The organism is Streptomyces sp. A0958 (assembly GCF_004795035.1).
Classification (GTDB): Bacteria; Actinomycetota; Actinomycetes; order Streptomycetales; family Streptomycetaceae; genus Streptomyces.
This window is the reverse complement of the sequence record NZ_SSBK01000008.1, coordinates 39,714-56,093: the sequence shown is the minus strand read 5'-3', so window position 1 is coordinate 56,093 and position 16,380 is coordinate 39,714. Positions and strand designations below refer to the sequence as shown.

The 16,380-nt window shown below is 68.5% G+C and carries 15 protein-coding genes; 4 read left to right on the top strand and 11 right to left on the bottom strand.

What is annotated here, in order from left to right:
* Window positions 1-159: 159 nt before the first annotated feature.
* On the bottom strand, window positions 160-894 hold the full coding sequence (locus tag E6P78_RS11200; protein WP_136203399.1) for an HAD family phosphatase: 735 nt from the start codon (window positions 892-894) through the stop codon (window positions 160-162).
* A 235-nt stretch (window positions 895-1,129) separates the two neighbouring features.
* On the opposite strand from E6P78_RS11200, the gene E6P78_RS11195 reads away from it, so the two are divergent.
* The gene (locus E6P78_RS11195) at window positions 1,130-1,894 is read left to right on the top strand and encodes an SDR family oxidoreductase (protein ID WP_136203398.1); all 765 of its coding nucleotides are present in this window, start codon (window positions 1,130-1,132) and stop codon (window positions 1,892-1,894) included.
* Between the two features lie 138 nt (window positions 1,895-2,032).
* Here the strand turns inward: E6P78_RS11195 and E6P78_RS11190 are convergent, their stop codons facing one another.
* The 8 genes from E6P78_RS11190 to E6P78_RS11155 form a co-directional block, all read right to left on the bottom strand.
* Complete coding sequence (locus E6P78_RS11190; RefSeq protein WP_240799159.1) at window positions 2,033-3,388, bottom strand: phage/plasmid primase, P4 family; 1,356 nt, start codon at window positions 3,386-3,388, stop codon at window positions 2,033-2,035.
* 671 nt (window positions 3,389-4,059) lie between these two features.
* On the bottom strand, window positions 4,060-4,461 hold the full coding sequence (locus E6P78_RS11185; RefSeq protein WP_136203396.1) for a DUF6009 family protein: 402 nt from the start codon (window positions 4,459-4,461) through the stop codon (window positions 4,060-4,062).
* Window positions 4,458-5,972, bottom strand: a complete 1,515-nt coding sequence (locus E6P78_RS11180) for a phage/plasmid primase, P4 family (RefSeq protein ID WP_136203395.1) — start codon at window positions 5,970-5,972, stop codon at window positions 4,458-4,460. Before E6P78_RS11180 ends, E6P78_RS11185 begins: the two co-directional genes overlap by 4 nt.
* Window positions 5,969-7,084 carry a bifunctional DNA primase/polymerase gene (locus tag E6P78_RS11175; protein ID WP_136203394.1) on the bottom strand — a complete coding sequence of 372 codons (1,116 nt, stop codon included), beginning with the start codon at window positions 7,082-7,084 and terminating at the stop codon, window positions 5,969-5,971. Before E6P78_RS11175 ends, E6P78_RS11180 begins: the two co-directional genes overlap by 4 nt.
* Before the next feature lie 616 nt (window positions 7,085-7,700).
* The gene (locus tag E6P78_RS11170) at window positions 7,701-8,339 is read right to left on the bottom strand and encodes a hypothetical protein (protein ID WP_136203393.1); all 639 of its coding nucleotides are present in this window, start codon (window positions 8,337-8,339) and stop codon (window positions 7,701-7,703) included.
* Window positions 8,336-9,262, bottom strand: coding sequence for an AAA family ATPase (locus E6P78_RS11165; protein WP_136203392.1), 927 nt, complete (start codon window positions 9,260-9,262; stop codon window positions 8,336-8,338). The genes E6P78_RS11170 and E6P78_RS11165 overlap by 4 nt, the downstream gene beginning before the upstream one ends.
* A gap of 3,608 nt (window positions 9,263-12,870) precedes the next feature.
* A complete protein-coding gene (locus tag E6P78_RS11160; RefSeq protein WP_136203391.1) occupies window positions 12,871-13,299 on the bottom strand; it encodes a DUF4267 domain-containing protein in 429 nt (142 codons plus the stop codon).
* A 262-nt stretch (window positions 13,300-13,561) separates the two neighbouring features.
* Window positions 13,562-13,912 (bottom strand): antibiotic biosynthesis monooxygenase family protein, encoded by a 351-nt coding sequence (locus E6P78_RS11155; RefSeq protein ID WP_136203390.1) that lies wholly within the window; start codon window positions 13,910-13,912, stop codon window positions 13,562-13,564.
* A 108-nt stretch (window positions 13,913-14,020) separates the two neighbouring features.
* Here E6P78_RS11155 and E6P78_RS11150 point away from each other — a divergent pair, with 108 nt between their 5' ends.
* The gene (locus E6P78_RS11150; RefSeq protein WP_240799158.1) at window positions 14,021-14,476 is read left to right on the top strand and encodes a TetR/AcrR family transcriptional regulator; all 456 of its coding nucleotides are present in this window, start codon (window positions 14,021-14,023) and stop codon (window positions 14,474-14,476) included.
* Window positions 14,477-14,621: 145 nt separating this feature from the next.
* On the opposite strand, the gene E6P78_RS33335 is transcribed toward E6P78_RS11150, so the two are convergent.
* Window positions 14,622-14,906 carry a DUF4158 domain-containing protein gene (locus tag E6P78_RS33335; RefSeq protein WP_240799166.1) on the bottom strand — a complete coding sequence of 95 codons (285 nt, stop codon included), beginning with the start codon at window positions 14,904-14,906 and terminating at the stop codon, window positions 14,622-14,624.
* A 203-nt stretch (window positions 14,907-15,109) separates the two neighbouring features.
* On the opposite strand from E6P78_RS33335, the gene E6P78_RS33990 reads away from it, so the two are divergent.
* Both E6P78_RS33990 and E6P78_RS11135 read left to right on the top strand, forming a co-directional pair.
* Window positions 15,110-15,361, top strand: a complete 252-nt coding sequence (locus tag E6P78_RS33990) for a hypothetical protein (RefSeq protein ID WP_168712596.1) — start codon at window positions 15,110-15,112, stop codon at window positions 15,359-15,361.
* Window positions 15,358-15,837, top strand: a complete 480-nt coding sequence (locus E6P78_RS11135) for an acyl carrier protein (RefSeq protein ID WP_136203389.1) — start codon at window positions 15,358-15,360, stop codon at window positions 15,835-15,837. Before E6P78_RS33990 ends, E6P78_RS11135 begins: the two co-directional genes overlap by 4 nt.
* 4 nt (window positions 15,838-15,841) lie before the next feature.
* On the opposite strand, the gene E6P78_RS11130 is transcribed toward E6P78_RS11135, so the two are convergent.
* Complete coding sequence (locus E6P78_RS11130) at window positions 15,842-16,261, bottom strand: DUF4357 domain-containing protein (protein WP_136203388.1); 420 nt, start codon at window positions 16,259-16,261, stop codon at window positions 15,842-15,844.
* Window positions 16,262-16,380: the final 119 nt, after the last annotated feature.

The window sequence follows — 16,380 nt, the reverse complement described above, 5'->3', positions numbered from 1 at the left end:
GGGGCCCGGAACGGCAGGGGCCAGCGAACATGCGGGTTCCACGCACGCGGCAGGGCGTCCGCTCCCGGTCCCGGCATCCCTGCCGCAGTCCGGACGGAGCGCCGCGGAAACCGCCCGGCCGCCCTGTTCCGTGGAACGGGCGGCCGGGCCCGTCACCCTTCAGACGCTCGCCGCCACACGGGTCACACCGGCATCGGACGGGGCGGCCCCGGCCGGCCACAGGCAGCCTTCGGCGGCCTCGGAGTCGATGGTTCGCAACAGCTCCTCGTCCACGGCATGGAGCGAGTCGACCACGTGCCGCGCTCCGGCGTCCCGCATCAGGTCCCGCTGAAAGCTGTGCTCGTAGTCCGTCGGATGTCCGACGAACGCGGCCCCGAGGCCCCGTGCGGCCTCTGCCACGCGTGCCACGTCATCGATGAACAGGACCTGGTCGCACCGGAGCCCGGCCACGTCCTCGGCGATCTCACGGAGTCCCGGGCGGAACGCGTTGGTGCACACGTACCGGGGCTCGTCGAAGTACTGGACGCAAGAGGCCAGATAGCGGTCGAAGTGCTCCCTGCCCAACCCTCCGTAACAGACGAGCGGCACCCCTCCGACGGCGCGCAGCCGCTCCAGCAGTTCGACCGCGCCGTCGAGCAGTCGCACGGGGTTCTCACGAAGGTATTCCTCCCGCTCACGGAAATAGGCCGCCACGACATCCGTGGGCGCCTCCCCCGGGCGGGCCAGCACCGCGGCCGCTTCGAGCTGGGACTGCGAGAGCACCGCACGCTCCGTCTCAGTGGTGTAGACGCCCCCGCGGGCGACCACGAACCGGTGGATGACCGGGCTGAACGTGTCGTTGAGCAGTACCCCGTCGATGTTCACCGCGATCAGACGCAGATGCCGTAGGGCCATGGTGACCGCCTAGCGTCGAGGCCGCGCGGGTCCGGCCGCACGGCTCCTGCTGATGGAAGGTGGCAGCGCCCCCGCTCCAGGCCGTTGCGGCCACCACACCGCGATAATAAACCGGTCGTGCGGTTTTTTCAACGGCGTTCAAGTGTTCCCTTTCCAGGGTGGCTCCGTGGAGACTTGCTCCAGTTTCCACCCATCCCACATCGGTACACAGCAGAGGAAAACGGGGGGCGGCACGATGGGGTCTCTGAAGGGCAGAACCGCGCTGGTCACGGGCGCCGGCCGGGGCATCGGCCGGGCGATCGCCAACCGCCTGGCGGCAGACGGCGCACTCGTCGCCGTGCACTACGGCAACGACGACGCGTCCGCGCGCGCCACCGTCGAAGAGATCCGCGCCGCCGGTGGTCGCGCCTTCACGGTCCGCGCGCCGCTCGGGGCACCCGACGATGTCGCGGCCCTGTACGACGTCTTCGACGCCGGCCTCGGCGAACTGGGCGAACCTGCCGTCCTGGACGTCCTGGTCAACAACGCGGGCTTCAACGTCCGGGGGGAGGTGACCGATGTAACGCCCCACGACTTCGACCGGCTCATGGCCGTGCACGCCAAAGCCCCCTTGTTCCTGGTGCAGCAGGGTCTGCCGCGTTTCCGGGAAGGCGGCCGGATCGTCAACATCAGTTCGGCGTGCACCCGTGTGGCGATGCCCACCTCCCTCGCGTACTCCATGGCCAAGGCCGCCCTCGACGCGCTCACCCGCACGCTCGCCAAGGACCTGGGGCCCCGGCAGATCACGGTGAACTCGGTGGCGCCGGGCTTCGTGAAGACGGACCTCAACCAGCGGCGCTGGGCCACACCCGAGGGCGAGGCCGCCCATGCTCAACGCTCGGTGTTCGGCCGCATGGGAAGGACCGCTGACGTGGCGGACATCGTGGCCTTCCTCGCTTCGGACGACTCCCGCTGGGTCACCGGCCAGTGCATCGACGCCTCGGGCGGCACCGGCCTGTGACACCGGGTCGACGGCAGCGACTCAAGCGACTCTGCAGCCGAGTCGGAGCCGCCTCGTGTACGCCGCGGCCGGCCGCCCGGCCGGTCCGACGGCGGCCGACGCCGGCTCTCGACAGTGGCCTTGACGCCGTCCGGAGACTCACGCCGGCTCCTCTCGGTCCGTCAGCAACAGTCCCGGGTAGTACTTGCGCTGGTTGGACCGGATCATCGCGCGGGACGACGCCACCCCCAGCGCCTCGCGGACCCGGACGGCGAAGGCCCGGGACGAGACGGGCAGCAGCCCCTCCTGCCCGCACCATCGCCGATAGGCGACGTACAGGCCCGTCTGCTCCGTCCGCGAACCGGCGTCCAGGTCACAGGATTCGCTCAGGAACCGTCCGGTGTGGTCTTCGGTTTCGGCGTAGGCGGTGGTGGCGATGCGGACGCGTTCGGGTCCGGTGAGGTCTCTTTCGCCGCCGAGGTAGCGGCGGGCGCCGTCGATCAGCCAGCCGAGGATTCCGGGGCCTTCTTCGGTGACGAGGATGTCGGCGAGGTTGTCGATCTTGCGTTCGTCGGAGACGACGCGTTCGAAGGGGATCAGGCGCATGCGGCGCCAGAACGCGAAACCCCCGGTACCGACTTCGGGGCGGTGGTTGCCCAGGAGCCAGAGCTTGTGGGTGGGCTGGAAGCTGAAGAAGTCCTGCCGCATCCGGCGTGCCTTGATCCGGTCACCACCGGTCAGAAGCTTCACCCGCGCCTCATCGAACTTGTCGCCGTGCTTGACCTCGCTGCACACGATGACGCGGCGGCCGTGGAGTTCCGCCAGGTCGGTGGGGTGGCCCTCGTAGGGGCGCGACATCAGGAAGCCGGGCGGCGCGGCATCCGCGTAGTCCCCCAGCAGTTTCATGAGGACGTCGAGGAGGACGGACTTGCCGTTCTTGCCGGCACCGAACAGGAACGGCAGCACCTGACCGCCCACGTCACCCGTGACCGAATACCCCAGCAGAAGCTGCAGGAAGTCGATCATCTCCCGGCCCACGGCGTCGTCACCGAACGTGTCACTGAGGAAACGGTTCCACCGCGGCGTCGGCACGGTCGCCGGGGCCACACCGGCGGAGCGGGAGTGGAAGTCCTTACCCGGGTCGGGCGTTCTGATCAGGCCGGTGCGCAGGTCCACGATCCCGTCCGGCGTGCACAACGCATACGCGTCCGCGTCCAGGCGAGCCGCGTTGAGCACCATGCCCGGCGCGGTCCTGGCCTGGGCGAGCATGGCGCTCATGCCGACGGTGCTCAGCGCCCGACGGCGGTGCTCGTGCAACGCCTGTGAGGTGAAGCGCCCGCGCGGATCGTGGGCGGCGAGCGATTCGGCGAGATCCCCCGCCGCCCACAACACCGTGTCGTCCTCGTCGGCCTGCCAGCGGTTGCCGTTCCAGCGGTACCAGCCGAGTTCCGGCACGTACCGGAACTCACGCGCGTGGGTTCTCACGAACAGTCTGGCGCTGCCGCGGTCGCTCAGTGACTCGGGAAGCGGGCCTTCGGCGGCTGTGGTCTCACTCGTGGAGCACTGGGCGGGGGGCCGTGGGCGGAGCCGGTGCGGCGCGGCGCTGTCGACGATTTCGCAAAGCGCTCGATGCCTGCTCATGCCTGGTCCGCACCGGTACCGCCGGTGGCTCCGACCGCTTCCGGGACTCGACCCCACTGCCCTCTCGACCCATCGCTCCGGACAGCGCGACCAGACGCCATGTGCCCCCCCATGCAGCGACAAAATGCCCCCCAACGGCTCGGACACATTAGCGAAGCAGGAGAACCACAGGAGTCTCATGGCAAAAGTTTGACGGTGTGACGGCCGCGGGCTCGGCCGTCACACCTCGCCCCCCTACGGCCACTGGGGAGTCGCTCGCCGTCCACTGCTCTCCCCGCAAAGCTGCAGGTCAGCTGAGTGAAGCCGCATGACGACAGCGACCGAAGCGACTGCGGACCACAAACATGCATTCCACACCCATGTGTCGGGAGCGCTTCGCGCCACTCAGTCCGATTCTTGGTCGCTGTCCCTCAGGGCTCGCGACAAAGCCGCCTGACCTGCGCTTTTAGCGACACAAGGCCGCCTGCACCGGCATATGCAGCGACTCAAGCGACTCTGTATCGGAGTTGCGGTCACCTCGGGTCAACAACGCGCGGTCCGCCCGATCACAGCGGCAGCTGCGACCCGATCTCCCGCATGGCGGAGGACGGCGGCCCGCCCTCCGACCGTTCCGTCTTGTAGCCCTTGACGCGCGGCGCGATGGTGCCGGGGTCGACTGCTTCGGCGGGGGCGCCGGTGGCGTAGAGGCCTTCCGGGTCGGTGTCACGGTCGTGGGGCAGCAGCCAGAAGACGCGGCGGCGGAAGGAGCCAGACGATCGGGAGGCTTTGGCCTTGGGGCCCAGTACGGCGTATCCGACCATGCGGCCGTCGCGGTGGTAGGCGGGTTTGCCGCGGCGGTTGAAGAGCCGGTCCAGGCTCTGGCGTACGTAGTCGAGGGAGCTGACGTCCTCGAGCCAGACCAGCTCCTGCTCGTGGCTGATCTCGTCCTCGGTGATCAGGGAGCTCATGCGGTGGCTTCCCTCTCCTCGTCAGTGAGCAGTCCGATGCCCGGGTAGTACTTGCGCTGGTTGGACAGGATCATCTCCTTGGGCGAGGAGAGTCCGGCCAGTTCGCGGGCGCGCGCCGCGAACGCGCGTGAGGACATGGCAGACGCACCTTCATTGTGACACCACGTCTTGTAGGCGGCGTACAGACCGGCCTGCTCGGCCCGCAGCTCGGGAGCGAGCCTGCAGCACTCCTCGAAGAACCGTCCGGTGTGGTCTTCGGTTTCGGCGTAGGCGGTGGTGGCGATGCGGACGCGTTCGGGTCCGGTGAGGTCTCTTTCGCCGCCGAGGTAGCGGCGGGCGCCGTCGATCAGCCAGCCGAGGATTCCGGGGCCTTCTTCGGTGACGAGGATGTCGGCGAGGTTGTCGATCTTGCGTTCGTCGGAGACGACGCGTTCGAAGGGGATCAGGCGCATGCGGCGCCAGAACGCGAAACCCCCGGTACCGACTTCGGGGCGGTGGTTGCCCAGGAGCCAGAGCTTGTGGGTGGGCTGGAAGCTGAAGAAGTCCTGCCGCATCCGGCGTGCCTTGATCCGGTCACCACCGGTCAGAAGCTTCACCCGCGCCTCATCGAACTTGTCGCCGTGCTTGACCTCGCTGCACACGATGACGCGGCGGCCGTGGAGTTCCGCCAGGTCGGTGGGGTGGCCCTCGTAGGGGCGCGACATCAGGAAGCCGGGCGGCGCGGCATCCGCGTAGTCCCCCAGCAGTTTCATGAGGACGTCGAGGAGGACGGACTTGCCGTTCTTGCCGGCACCGAACAGGAACGGCAGCACCTGACCGCCCACGTCACCCGTGACCGAATACCCCAGCAGAAGCTGCAGGAAGTCGATCATCTCCCGGCCCACGGCGTCGTCACCGAACGTGTCACTGAGGAAACGGTTCCACCGCGGAGGGGTGCCGTGGTGGGGGCCGACGCTGGTGGAGCGGGAGTGGAAGTCCTTGTCGGGGTCGGGCGTCTTGATCAGGCCGGTGCGCAGGTCCACGATCCCGTCCGGCGTGCACAACGCATACGCGTCCGCGTCCAGGCGAGCCGCGTTGAGCACCATGCCGGGAGCCGACTTGGCCTGGGTGAGCATGGCGTTGATGCCGGTGGTGGACAGGGCGCGGCGACGGTGCTGCTGCAGGGCCGTGGTGGTGAACGCCCCGCGGGCGTCGTGCGTGGCGATGTTCTCCGCCAGGTCGCCGGCGGCCCACAGGACCGTGTCGTCCTCGTCGATCTGCCAGCGGGTGGTGTCCCAGCGGTACCAGCCGATGCCCGGGACGTGCCGGTAGTCGTTGGCGTAGAGCTTGACGAACAGCTTGGCGTTGCCGCGGTCCGTGAGGGTGTCGGGCAGCAGACCGGCGGCGGTCGCCTCGGCCCCGGACGTGGGCGACCCGTCCGCCTGCGCGGGCAGCGGCACTCCGCCCTGGCCGCGGATCTGGGCGGCCACCGCCGCGGGGTCGAAGAGGGTCTCGTTGCCGGGTGACGTCACGGGCGTCCTCCGGCGGCGTAGAGGGGCTTCTGCAGGCCTGCTGCGAGGCCGCTGGCAATGATCTGCTCGGCGCGCCTCTCCTGGCCGGGACGGGCCGTTGAGGCGGTTTCACGCAGGGCTTGCTCGGCCTCCTCGCGGGACAGCCGGTCGGCCGCCACGAGACCACCGAGGGTGAACGCGGCCCGGTTGAGGACGTCGGAGAATCCTGCCCCTTCGGACACCTGGCCACAGGCGGCGACCGGGGCCAGCACCGCGGCGAGCACGTTCCCCTTACGGGCCCGCCCTCCCCCGGCGGCCAGCACAGCCTGCTGGGCACGCGGCGGGACGGGACGAGGCGCGGGGATGTTGGCCGCGGGCAGGTGCCCGGTGCGTTCGAGCTCCTGGGCCAGCCACAGGGGCAGCGCAGCGGGCTCCCGGGTCTCTCCGACAGCCGTGTACGTGCCTGCGCGCGTGGTGGTCCCCGGAGCGATGATGTAGCCGCCGTGGGCCCGTACGTCGACCTGCCAGGCGAGAGCCCGGCAGGGGCTGGAGCCGGTGGAGCACTGCCAGCGCCGGTTGTCCTCGGCCCGGTACCAGACGTGCAGCCCGCCCGACGGGGTCCTCACCCGCAGCGTGCCGGTGTCCTCCGCCGGGCTCTGCTGGCCGCGCAGCGCGGCCAGCACGCCCAGGGAGTGGAAACCGGTCGCCAGCCCGGTGAGGTCCACGTGGTCTGCGATCGGGATGCCCGGGAGGATTCGGTCCCTGCCTGGGGCGGGAGCCGGGTGGGCGTCGATGTCGATCACGACCAGGCCGGCCGGGCCACAGGCGACGCCGACCCCGAAGTCGGGGTGCTGCGTCCACCACCGCTGAATGCGGCGCTGGTCGAGGGTGGCGGCGTGGAAGCCGTGGCACCAGCGGCCCAGGGACAGGCAGGGGCAGTCGGCCGGTGCGTGGATCGAGTTGCGGCAGTTCTCGCAGTTGCCCGCGGGGGTCTTGCGGCCCGGAGCCAGCGGGTGGACGGGCCAGCCCCGGCGGGCGCACCAGCGGGCAGTGGCCCACGGCAGCTCGGCCTCCGAGGGATCGGAGGCGGACCGCCGTGAGTCGCTGCGAGGAGAACGCAGCTCAGAAGGCATCTACTTCCCCTATCAGCGACCGAAGCGACTCAACGGCGGACACAGACTAGCGAACGTGGCCGGTGAGGCCGTGAAGCACAGGCAAAGAGCCGCTCTCGCCGTATCGGTGGGCCCTTTCCCACACCGTCAGCGACTAAAGGACCACGCCCAGCGACTGAAATGTTTCGGTCGCTCTTGAGTCGCTTCAGAAACCTCCAGGTCAGAGCGCTGTAACAAGCAAAACAGCGACTGAAGCGACTGAAGGCTTCTATATATGACGCACACACGCACGCACGAATGTCTTCATATACCCGTATGTTGAGTCGCTTCAGTCGCTAACCGGCGCCTATCACCAGCTTGACCTGGGCTTTCTTTGAGCGACTGAAGAGCGACCGAAGAGTCGCTGAGTCGCTGTTCTTCAGTCGCTGCCCCCGAAAAGCCGCTCCGGGGGCAGCGACTGAAGCTCCGGGAGCGACTGAAGAACAGCGACTGAACACCCCGGAACAGCGACCGACGACAGCGACTCGCAGGACGGCCCCGCCCGCCGCCTCGCTGGGCTTGTTCTTCGGCTCCGCCTCGAAGCCCCACCGACGGTCGCTTCGGTCGCTCGGTCCCCCGTATCCCCCACTCCCCCCGCTCAGACGTCCCTGCGTCCCGGCAGGTACTGGTCCAGGACGATCGCGAGGAACTTGGTGTGATCCGGCAGACCGGACTCCCTCACCAGGCCGTCGATGATCGCGCGCTGCGCCCGGGTCGGCTTGTACTGCAGTTGCACGGGGCCCAGGCCACGCAGGTCCGTGTCATCGGGCCGGACCGTCACGGCAAACAGCTTGGACTGGAACTTGGGTGCCCGGCGGGCCTCTTCGACGACCTGCGCGAGCCCCTTCTCCGCTGCGGCCTCGACGGCCATCAGCACGATCTGGGTGTGCGTGACGTCGTTCTGCTTGCGGTACTTACGAAAGCGCCCGGCCACGTTCTGCGACACGTAGAAGCCGACGGGCTTCGCGGTGTCCGCGTCGTCGAGCGGTTCCTGGGCGGGCTCCTGTGCGGCCTCTCGGGCCGGCTGCGGGATGACCGTCGGCGCGGCAGCCGGCGCGGGCACGGGGGTCACCGGGGCGACCGGCTGAGCCTGAGCGGGAGCCGGAGTGGCCCAGCCGGCGAGAGCGCTGGACGAGCCACCGCCGCCACCGCTGAACAGGTTGCCGACACCCTCGTCGGACATGCTCTGCTCTTCTACGTCCTCGTCCACGCGGTTCTTGCCCTTGGGCGGGGTCATGCGGCTGCGTCCTTCCTCAGCTCGAGAGCCCGAGCGAACATTTCTTCGGTGAATCCTTCATAGTCGGCGACCAGGCCTTCCACGGTCTCCGGGACGGTGCGGTCGCCCTCTCTGCGCCGGTCGGCCAATTCCCGGACAAGCAGCCCTCGTTTGCGTACCAGCCGGGCCACCGATTCCGTGTGCCCGATGAGGTGCTTGAACATGTGGGCGTCCTCACCGAGGACCTTCTGGACCTGGCGCCGCACATCGGCGTGGATGCCGGTGTAGTTGCGGCCCGTGTCGAACAGCAGGACCCCGAGGAGTTCCAGATGCGGGTTCAGCCGGCTGACGAACCGCACGTACGAGAACTCCAGGCCGATCTGCGCCAGACCGTCCTCCGCTCCCCCGTCGCTCTTGACCGGGATAACGAGCCAGCGCGCGGTCGACAGCGCGAGGCGCTGCAGCGATGGGTTTTCGGGCGGGGTGTCCAGGATGATGATCTGGTATTCGTGCGCGATCGGCAGCAGGCACATCAGCAGCCGCAGGTACGCATGCGGCCCTTCCTTGGCGAGCAGCGTGTGGAAGAAGATGCCGAACTCGTCGCCGAGCGCCGGACCGCCCATCACGACGTCCAGGTTCTCCCGGACGCTGCGCTGCGGCCGCAGCGCGGTCCCGGTGCGCAACGACTCGAGCAGGCCCGCTCCCCCGTCGTTCCAGTCGGCCCGCTTGTAGCCGAGCTCGCGCGCGATGTTGCCCTGCGCGTTGCAGTCGATGATGAGCGTACGCAGACCGCTGCGCGCCGCCTTGCCCGCCGCGTTGGCCGAGACCGACGACTTGCCCACGCCGCCCTTGCCGTTGCCGAACATGAAGATGTGCGACAGCGAGGCCCACGGGATCGGGGGAAGGTGCAGCTGACTGTCAGGTGCCGCGAAGGGACTGGACATGAATCCTCTCAGTCTGGTTCAGGCCCGAAGACGGGTGGGAGACGGTGGAGAGCAGGTGAGGTTATACCCGTTTTGAGACGGCTTGACGGGCCGAAAGTTCTCTCAGAACGATTCTCCGCTCCGACACGGCCGACCCTGGTGCCGAGTACCCCAAGAACGCCCTCTCCGAGGCCCGGCAGACCCCTCCTCGCTGCCGTTTCGGCAGGTCGACGAAGGGATTTCGGTTGGTGCTCACGCTTGCAGCCCCGCGTTCGGTCCCGCCTGAGGACCAACAGGGAAACGGGCGCATGCAGACGCTGGTTTCCCGGCAGTGATTCCGACCGTTAGCACAGCGGACGCTCTCACAGTTGGTTTCACCTCCGGCAAAGTCGCCACGCAAAGCGCTGCACACGTTACCAGGACGATCTTCACCCGGACATGGCAACACGCATTGCTTCCAACCGGGTATCAAGCGGGTACCCGCACAGCCGCACCCACGCCTTGGCCTGCCGTTCCATCAGTGAGTCCATGAGTAGCGCCGCTTGCTACTCGTGCGGCAGGCAGCCGGACAGCCTCACGAGCAGGCGGACAGGCCCACTCCCCCGCCGGCACCCAGACCCGCACGTGATCCCGCTGACCTGTGGGCCGCCCGACCTGCGCACTGACATGCCTGGGCGCGTGCAGCCAGGCCGGCGGGCATGCCTGGCTGCCGACCGATCAACCGATGGACGGGCAAACTTCCCTTCCCGTCCAGCCCCTTGCGCACACACCTACCAGTATTCGTACAGCTCGCCCGGCCGGTCATCTGACGGTGGTGCCGATCCGCATGCGTGCCCGGCAGCCCATAGCCGTCCTGCTTCGCGCGCCGGTGCAGCAGCGTACGTGCCGCCGGGTTGTTCATCAGACCTCGAGTCAGACCCACACGCCTCCCCGTGAGCCCACTTGTGTACGGGCTTCGATGCTGACCTGTAGGCGCACCTTGATTCCCACGGGGGAACTCACGCGTCTTCCTCCACGCAGACGCACCCTCCTGCCAGCACGCCTGCTGGCTGTTAGGTCCCCCTTCACGCCCACTGCCGCACTGGCCAACCGGTGGGCTGGGAAGCGCGTCTCCCTGTTGATTGCGCAGCTCGTCACAACGTCGACGTCTGGGGCGATGCCCGATCAAGCGCGCCGACAGGCAGGTGGGCTGGCGGGGAGCTTGATACGGAACCGTACGAACAATCGCAGCGGCAACCGAGTAGAGGACTTCATCGGTGACCGCGCTCGCATGCAGGCAGCACACCCGACGGAAGTGCTCACCAGCGACCCCGCCGCCCCGCAGGCCTGCAACTTGACCGCCACCTAGACAGCTATGTCAGTGCGTACACCTACAGCAGCTCAAGCAGCAGAGAAGGCGATGGAAGTTACTGAGAAACCCACCTGTGCTCTTGCCCGTCTCAGGGCATGCAGTTAAGCCATGCATCAAACCATGAGCAAAGCGCGCTACGACGCCTTGCTCCACGCTTGCTCGCAAGCTTGCACACATGTTTGCAGTGATGTTTGTTTTCCCAGGTCAGAGGCGTTTTTGAGCTCCGATGAATGCGTAGCGCGTATAGGTGCGATGGGCTTGCTGATCCAGCCTCCTGAGGCTTGAACGGCTTGTCGCATGCTGGCAAGGCTGCCGGGTTCGGGGGGCCGGATGTCACGCTCCTCGTGCTTCAGATTTGACGACTCTGCGGGGGAGGTGTTGGTTCCTCTGCTGCTCCGACCGCCCCATCGGAAAGGCCGGAAGGTGGCTGACCGCGAGTCGACAGAGAGGTGTCCAGCCATCGGGGCTACCGGATTAGGGCGCCATGGGGGGGTTGGCCGTGTCGGCGTGGTGTCGGGTCGGAAGTGGGCACCCAACGTGGCGGTCGATGCTTGCAGAGCATCTGAGTCGCCGAGTTGCAGCGTGGCCGAAGGAGCTGTGTACACGGTGGCATGACCGGATGAGAGGGTGCGGTGAAACGTCTACCCGCCCTGCCTTGGTCACCGGGCCAGATACCGTCTCCGTGAAGACGAACTCGGGTGGTTGTCAGGGTTCATCAGTCGGTTCGCACCTCGCACCATCCGGATGTCCCGGTGGAGGAGTAGCGACAGGATTCGGACCCTCCACTGGAATCGACGGCCCCGCTGACGGCATCGGAAGCGGAGCGCACTGGGCCACGTTCGGACTCGTTCCCGGCAAGAAGAATCGTGCACGCCCTGTATGCCGGGCATCGTTCCCGACTGGCGGAGCAGCGTCTTCTTCAGCAGCGCCTACTCGGCGAGCCATGCCGCCGCCCTTGTGGTCTCGGGCGGTGTCTGGATGCCGCACAGTGCCCTCACGCGGACAGGGCACGGCCGCCGGTAATCGTCCGTCGCGAGGAGCCCCAGAAGCCGCCCGCATGGCGCCTTTTACGCGGGCGGACAACAGCCTGCGGAGGCGCCCGTCCTGTGCCGGATTCGGCAGGTCAGATGCGCGGGCCTCGGCGATTTGGATCACGGAGGCCTCGAGAGGCACGGCGGTAGGGTCACCCGACGCGATGGCCCCTTCGCGTGCCGCTGCGTCTCCGAGCGCATACCCTCCGGAGTACCACGCAGCGGCACTCCGCCGGCCATGGCCATCCCGCACCGCCCCGAGGCCGCGTCGGCTTGTCTGAACGGCCCCGGAGACGTGCTGCTGGGCCTGCGGCACGTGACGCAGCGCCGATGCGCGGAAGGCAGCCGTTGCAGCGGCACGCCCACATCCCCAACGCAGCCACAAGCGGCCCCTCGGGCTTGTCGGCCACCGGCAGGCGAGGCTGCGTTCCTCTCGCCCGGAACCTCGGGTCGGCGTCGACTCAGCACACGAGGCAGTCAGCTGCGCCCCGTCTTGCGCCAACCCTCCCCAGGGCTCGGTCCGGTCCGACAGGTGTCCCGCATTCATCGGGCGGACTCGCCTCCGGCCAGGGCGTGCACCCAGCGTTGCACCGGCCACCGGGTCACTCGCAGTGGGCGGAAGCATATGGAGATGACGGGCAGACAGGACAGTGAAGTACGGGCCGGACGCGACCCGTGTCGGGGGAGTGGTCCGGCGTTCAGGCTCGAAGAGGCGTATCGCCTCGTAGACGCCCTTACCTGCGAGGAACGGCGAATCGGCCGCCCTTCCCGATTTCTGCTCCGCGCTCTCAGTGGCTCTGAGAGAAGTTATTACTTATTCAACTATTGGACCTGTCGGAAGGACTGGTGGTGGGTCGGCTCCGCGTACGGGGGCCGAGCACAGGGCGCCGCGCCTTGGTGAGCCTGAGATCGGGGAAGACCTCAGGCCGGCGGAACGAGGCGAAGGGGCTCGCGCCGGACGCGTACTCGGCGGGGACGCGGGATGCCGGTCCGACTCAACCGGCTCGGGTCTCGTTTCCGTGGTCGCGCGCGTGATGAGCGGCATGGTGGTGACAGCGCGGCACCCATGCCCAATACCAGCCAGTTCAGGCGGCCGTGGCCAGCCGCTGCGGCGCAGCGGACCGCCTCAGCCGCCATGCCGCCGCAGGCTGTAAGAAGATCGTTTGTCTGATCCTTCTCGGCGGTCGCTGACGGATAAGGGGTGGCCCGGCCATGTGGCCGGGCCACCCCTTGGGGGCATGCGGCTGTCAGGCGGGCTGCGCGGCGGGCGCCGGGGCGGTGGCCTTGTGAGCCTTACTGGTCTCCCGGAGGGTCAGCAGGCCGGTGATCGCGATCAGCGCCGAGGTCAGGCCGTGGATGCCGAACGCGGCGGCGAGGGGTCCGTGATGGGCCAAGACGTTGATCATGTCGCCGAACGGGGCGACGGCCTCCATCAGCAGGACCCAGCCCAGGGCGCGGCGGTGGCCCGTCAGCAGGAGGATGCCGATGACCAGGCCCATCGAGAATTCGCGGGTGCCCTTCATGATCAGGAAGCCGTCGCCGTTGCCGGCGGGCCAGGTCGGCAGGCCAACGCCTTGAGTGGACGCCTCCGGGGCGAGGACGAAGGACAACCCGAGGTAGAGGACGAACAGGGCGCAGACGGTGGCCAGGGCGGTGTTGACGTTCTTCAGCGACATGGCTCTTCTCCTTTGACGTTCAGCCTGGGATGGGGCAGGGGTTCAGCGGCGGATGCGGCGGGCACAGCGGGGGCGGTCGATGACGTGCCAGATGACGCGGACCGGCGCGGGTGGGGGCAAGATCGCCTCACTCGGTCTCCAGCCGCACGGGCCTGCCGGTTCGTCTTCGCCGATGCCGGTTTTGTCGCGATCCCGCCACCACCAGTGCGCCGGGGGAGGGGCAGGGCTTCTCCGCCTGCCCTCTCTGGCTGCAACCGCCGTGTCATACGTTGATCTGCTCGAATATGTGCGGGTACGACACGATGTCGTCGCTGAACTCGGCCGCCATGCGCTGGAACTCCGGGCTGCCGAAAGCCGTGGCGAGCGCCTCGGTCGACTCCCAGACCGCGACGTTCATCAGAAGCCGGCTGTCCGCCGTTCCCTTGTGCATCTCCAAGGAGACGAATCCCGGCTGAGCCTTCATGAACTCCGCCTGCCTCCGGAAGAGGGCCAGGAACGCTTCAGCCCTCTCCTTCGGGACGACGAAGGTGTTGGCCAGGACGACGGGTCCGGTCTTCTCCTTGAACTGCGCGAACATCGGCGTACTCGGGTCGAGACTCTGCTGCTTGGCCATTTTCGGTACTTCCTCTCGCTGTCGGTTGCCCCGCGGCACCGAGGCCGGCCACCGTCGTACCGGGTCCGGCGAAGCTCACGACGCTCGCTATCCGTGGCACGAGGGGATCTGACGGGCACTCAAGGGCATCGCTGGTGGCACCAAGGCCTCCAGCGACTGCAATCGGGCCTGTTCGCGGCGGCCGTCGCGGTCGATCCCGGGTTGCCGGGCCTGCCCCTCGAACCGCGCGAGGAGATCGGCCGTACGCTGGTGCGCCACTTCCTCACCCGGTGGGAGGAGAACGGGGAACTCACCGCGCTGATGCGGGTCGGTGCCACCGACCCGGCCGCCGCCGATCGCATGCAGAGCGTGCTGCGCGAGCAGATGATCCCGCTGGCCCGCCGACTGGGCCACGAGCCGGAGCAGGCTCAGGCGCGGGCTGCACTGTGCGTCTCGACCGTGCTGGGGCTCGCGCTGACGCGCTACGTGCTGCGGTTCCCGGCGAGCATGGCGCTCGGCCGCGAGGAGATCGTGGACTGGCTCGGACCCACGGTCCAGCGGTATCTCACGGCACCCACGCCCTGAAGAACGCGTCCAGGCATCCACCGCGATCTCGGCCACGGCGGATGCCCTCAAAGGGAAGACCGAAAGGATCAGCCCTGCTTCTGCGGCTTGCGGGACTTGCCGCCGACCTGTGCGGCGAAGCTCGGCTGAGCTGGTCGTCGCGGGGTCACGGTCCGGCCGTGCCGGTGGAATTTCTGACTGCCGAGCAGGCCGAGGCGTACGGGTGCCGGGCCAGCACGCCCACCCCGGGCGACAGCACCCGGTTTCGGCGCAGCCAGTGCACCGACTGGTTGAACAGCGCCACCGGCCCCTCGGCGTTCGTCCACGCCCTGCCGTGCAGGAACGTACGGAACAACCGCCGCTTGCCGATCAGCGCACGGTCGACGTCATCGAGGTAGAAGAACCTCTCAACCCGGGCCTCGTCGGCTCCTCGGCGAACTTCACCTTGCACGTCGACGCACCGTCGCCGCACGTGGAGGGGGCGGCGGGCGCGGTACGGACCCTGACCGACGCCGAGCCATGGCCGGCCGGGAACCGGCCGCGCCGGACGGGAGTGTCGTCGTTCGTGATCAGCGGGACCAACGCGCACGTGATCCTCGAAGAGGCGCCCGCAGCCTCACCGCGGCCGGCCGGCGCGCCGAGCCCGGCGCGGCCATGCCGCTGCTGCTGTCCGCGCGGACGCCTGCCGCGCTGCGGGCCCAGGCGCGCCGCCTGCACGACATGCTGCGCGAACGCCCCGAGCTCGATCCGGCCGACGTCGCAGCGACGTTGGCGCCGCACCGCGCGCACCTCGAGGAGCGCGCCCGCGGTCGTGGCCCCGGACCGGAAGTCGCTGCCTGCTGGACACGGCGGCGCTCACCGACCTGGCGCGCGTCGGCACTCTGCCCGCGACGCTGCGCGGCATGATGCGGGTTCCCCCGGCCGCCGCGAGTACGGAGGTGAGCCTGGCGCAGCAATGGGCCGCACTGCCCGACGCGGACCGCGACGGCGTGATCCTGCGGGAGGCGCGCAACGTCGCGGAGGCGGTCCTCGGTCACCGGTCCGGCGAGGCGATCGACCCGCACGAGCTGTTCACCGAGCTCGGATTCGACTCCCTCGGCGCCGTCGAGTTCCGCAACCGTCTCGCTCGACTCGCTGGTCTGGGTTGGCCGTTGACACTGATCTTCGACCACCCGACGGCCGCCGACGTGGCGAAGCTCGTGCGGTCGCGGGTCGAGGAACCCGACACCGATGTGGTCGAGCAGGAACCGGCCGGCGTGCGCGGTTCGGACATGTGGACGGTCCGGCGCCGCACTCCCGGCCGCGAGCTGCGGGGATTTCGTACGCGCGAACAGGGGACAGCCGTCCACTGCCCCCTGCCAGGCAGAACTGGACGCGAGTGATGGGCTACTCCGGGTTTCCCGCCTCCAGCTTGCGGCGCAGAGCATCAAGCGTGGGACCGCCCTCTACGTTCGCCACGTGCCACAACGTCCACCCGTTGATCACGTTCCCGGTCACGGCTTCGGCGGCTTTGGACGGTGACGGGTAGGGGAGGGCGTGGCCGTCGACGACCAGCTGCCCGTCGGCCGTCACCACGGCGTGCCCCGATCGGTTGGCACGGCGCTGGTGGAACGTCAGCTCCGTGCCCGCCTTCAGCAGGCCTGCCTTCATGAGGTCGGCCAGCGGGCCGTGCGGAACGACCGGCCTCGGCGTTGACGACTGCCCCTCGGTGCCCAGAGTGAGGGTGACGTGCACGGTGTCGTCGCCGTTGGCGTTCACCAGGTGCGCGATGACGGCCGGGTCGAAATTGATGCTGAGCGTCGGCATGAAACCTCCCCTAAGGCGGTCGGGAGAGATCCGACCGCGTTCACCCCTCGATAGTAAGCGACACAGGAGTCTAGTTTCAACTTCGATTATGAGTTATTCAGGAGCGGAAAAATGGCCCA

Coding starts and splice junctions, on each gene's coding strand:
- E6P78_RS11185 (WP_136203396.1), bottom strand. CDS start 4,461: ATGAGCTCCCTGATCACCGAGGACGAGATCAGCCACGAGCAGGAGCTG.
- E6P78_RS11200 (WP_136203399.1), bottom strand. CDS start 894: ATGGCCCTACGGCATCTGCGTCTGATCGCGGTGAACATCGACGGGGTA.
- E6P78_RS11165 (WP_136203392.1), bottom strand. CDS start 9,262: ATGTCCAGTCCCTTCGCGGCACCTGACAGTCAGCTGCACCTTCCCCCG.
- E6P78_RS11170 (WP_136203393.1), bottom strand. CDS start 8,339: ATGACCCCGCCCAAGGGCAAGAACCGCGTGGACGAGGACGTAGAAGAG.
- E6P78_RS11195 (WP_136203398.1), top strand. CDS start 1,130: ATGGGGTCTCTGAAGGGCAGAACCGCGCTGGTCACGGGCGCCGGCCGG.
- E6P78_RS11135 (WP_136203389.1), top strand. CDS start 15,358: ATGATGCGGGTTCCCCCGGCCGCCGCGAGTACGGAGGTGAGCCTGGCG.
- E6P78_RS11160 (WP_136203391.1), bottom strand. CDS start 13,299: ATGTCGCTGAAGAACGTCAACACCGCCCTGGCCACCGTCTGCGCCCTG.
- E6P78_RS11130 (WP_136203388.1), bottom strand. CDS start 16,261: ATGCCGACGCTCAGCATCAATTTCGACCCGGCCGTCATCGCGCACCTG.
- E6P78_RS33990 (WP_168712596.1), top strand. CDS start 15,110: ATGCCGCTGCTGCTGTCCGCGCGGACGCCTGCCGCGCTGCGGGCCCAG.
- E6P78_RS11175 (WP_136203394.1), bottom strand. CDS start 7,084: ATGCCTTCTGAGCTGCGTTCTCCTCGCAGCGACTCACGGCGGTCCGCC.
- E6P78_RS11155 (WP_136203390.1), bottom strand. CDS start 13,912: ATGGCCAAGCAGCAGAGTCTCGACCCGAGTACGCCGATGTTCGCGCAG.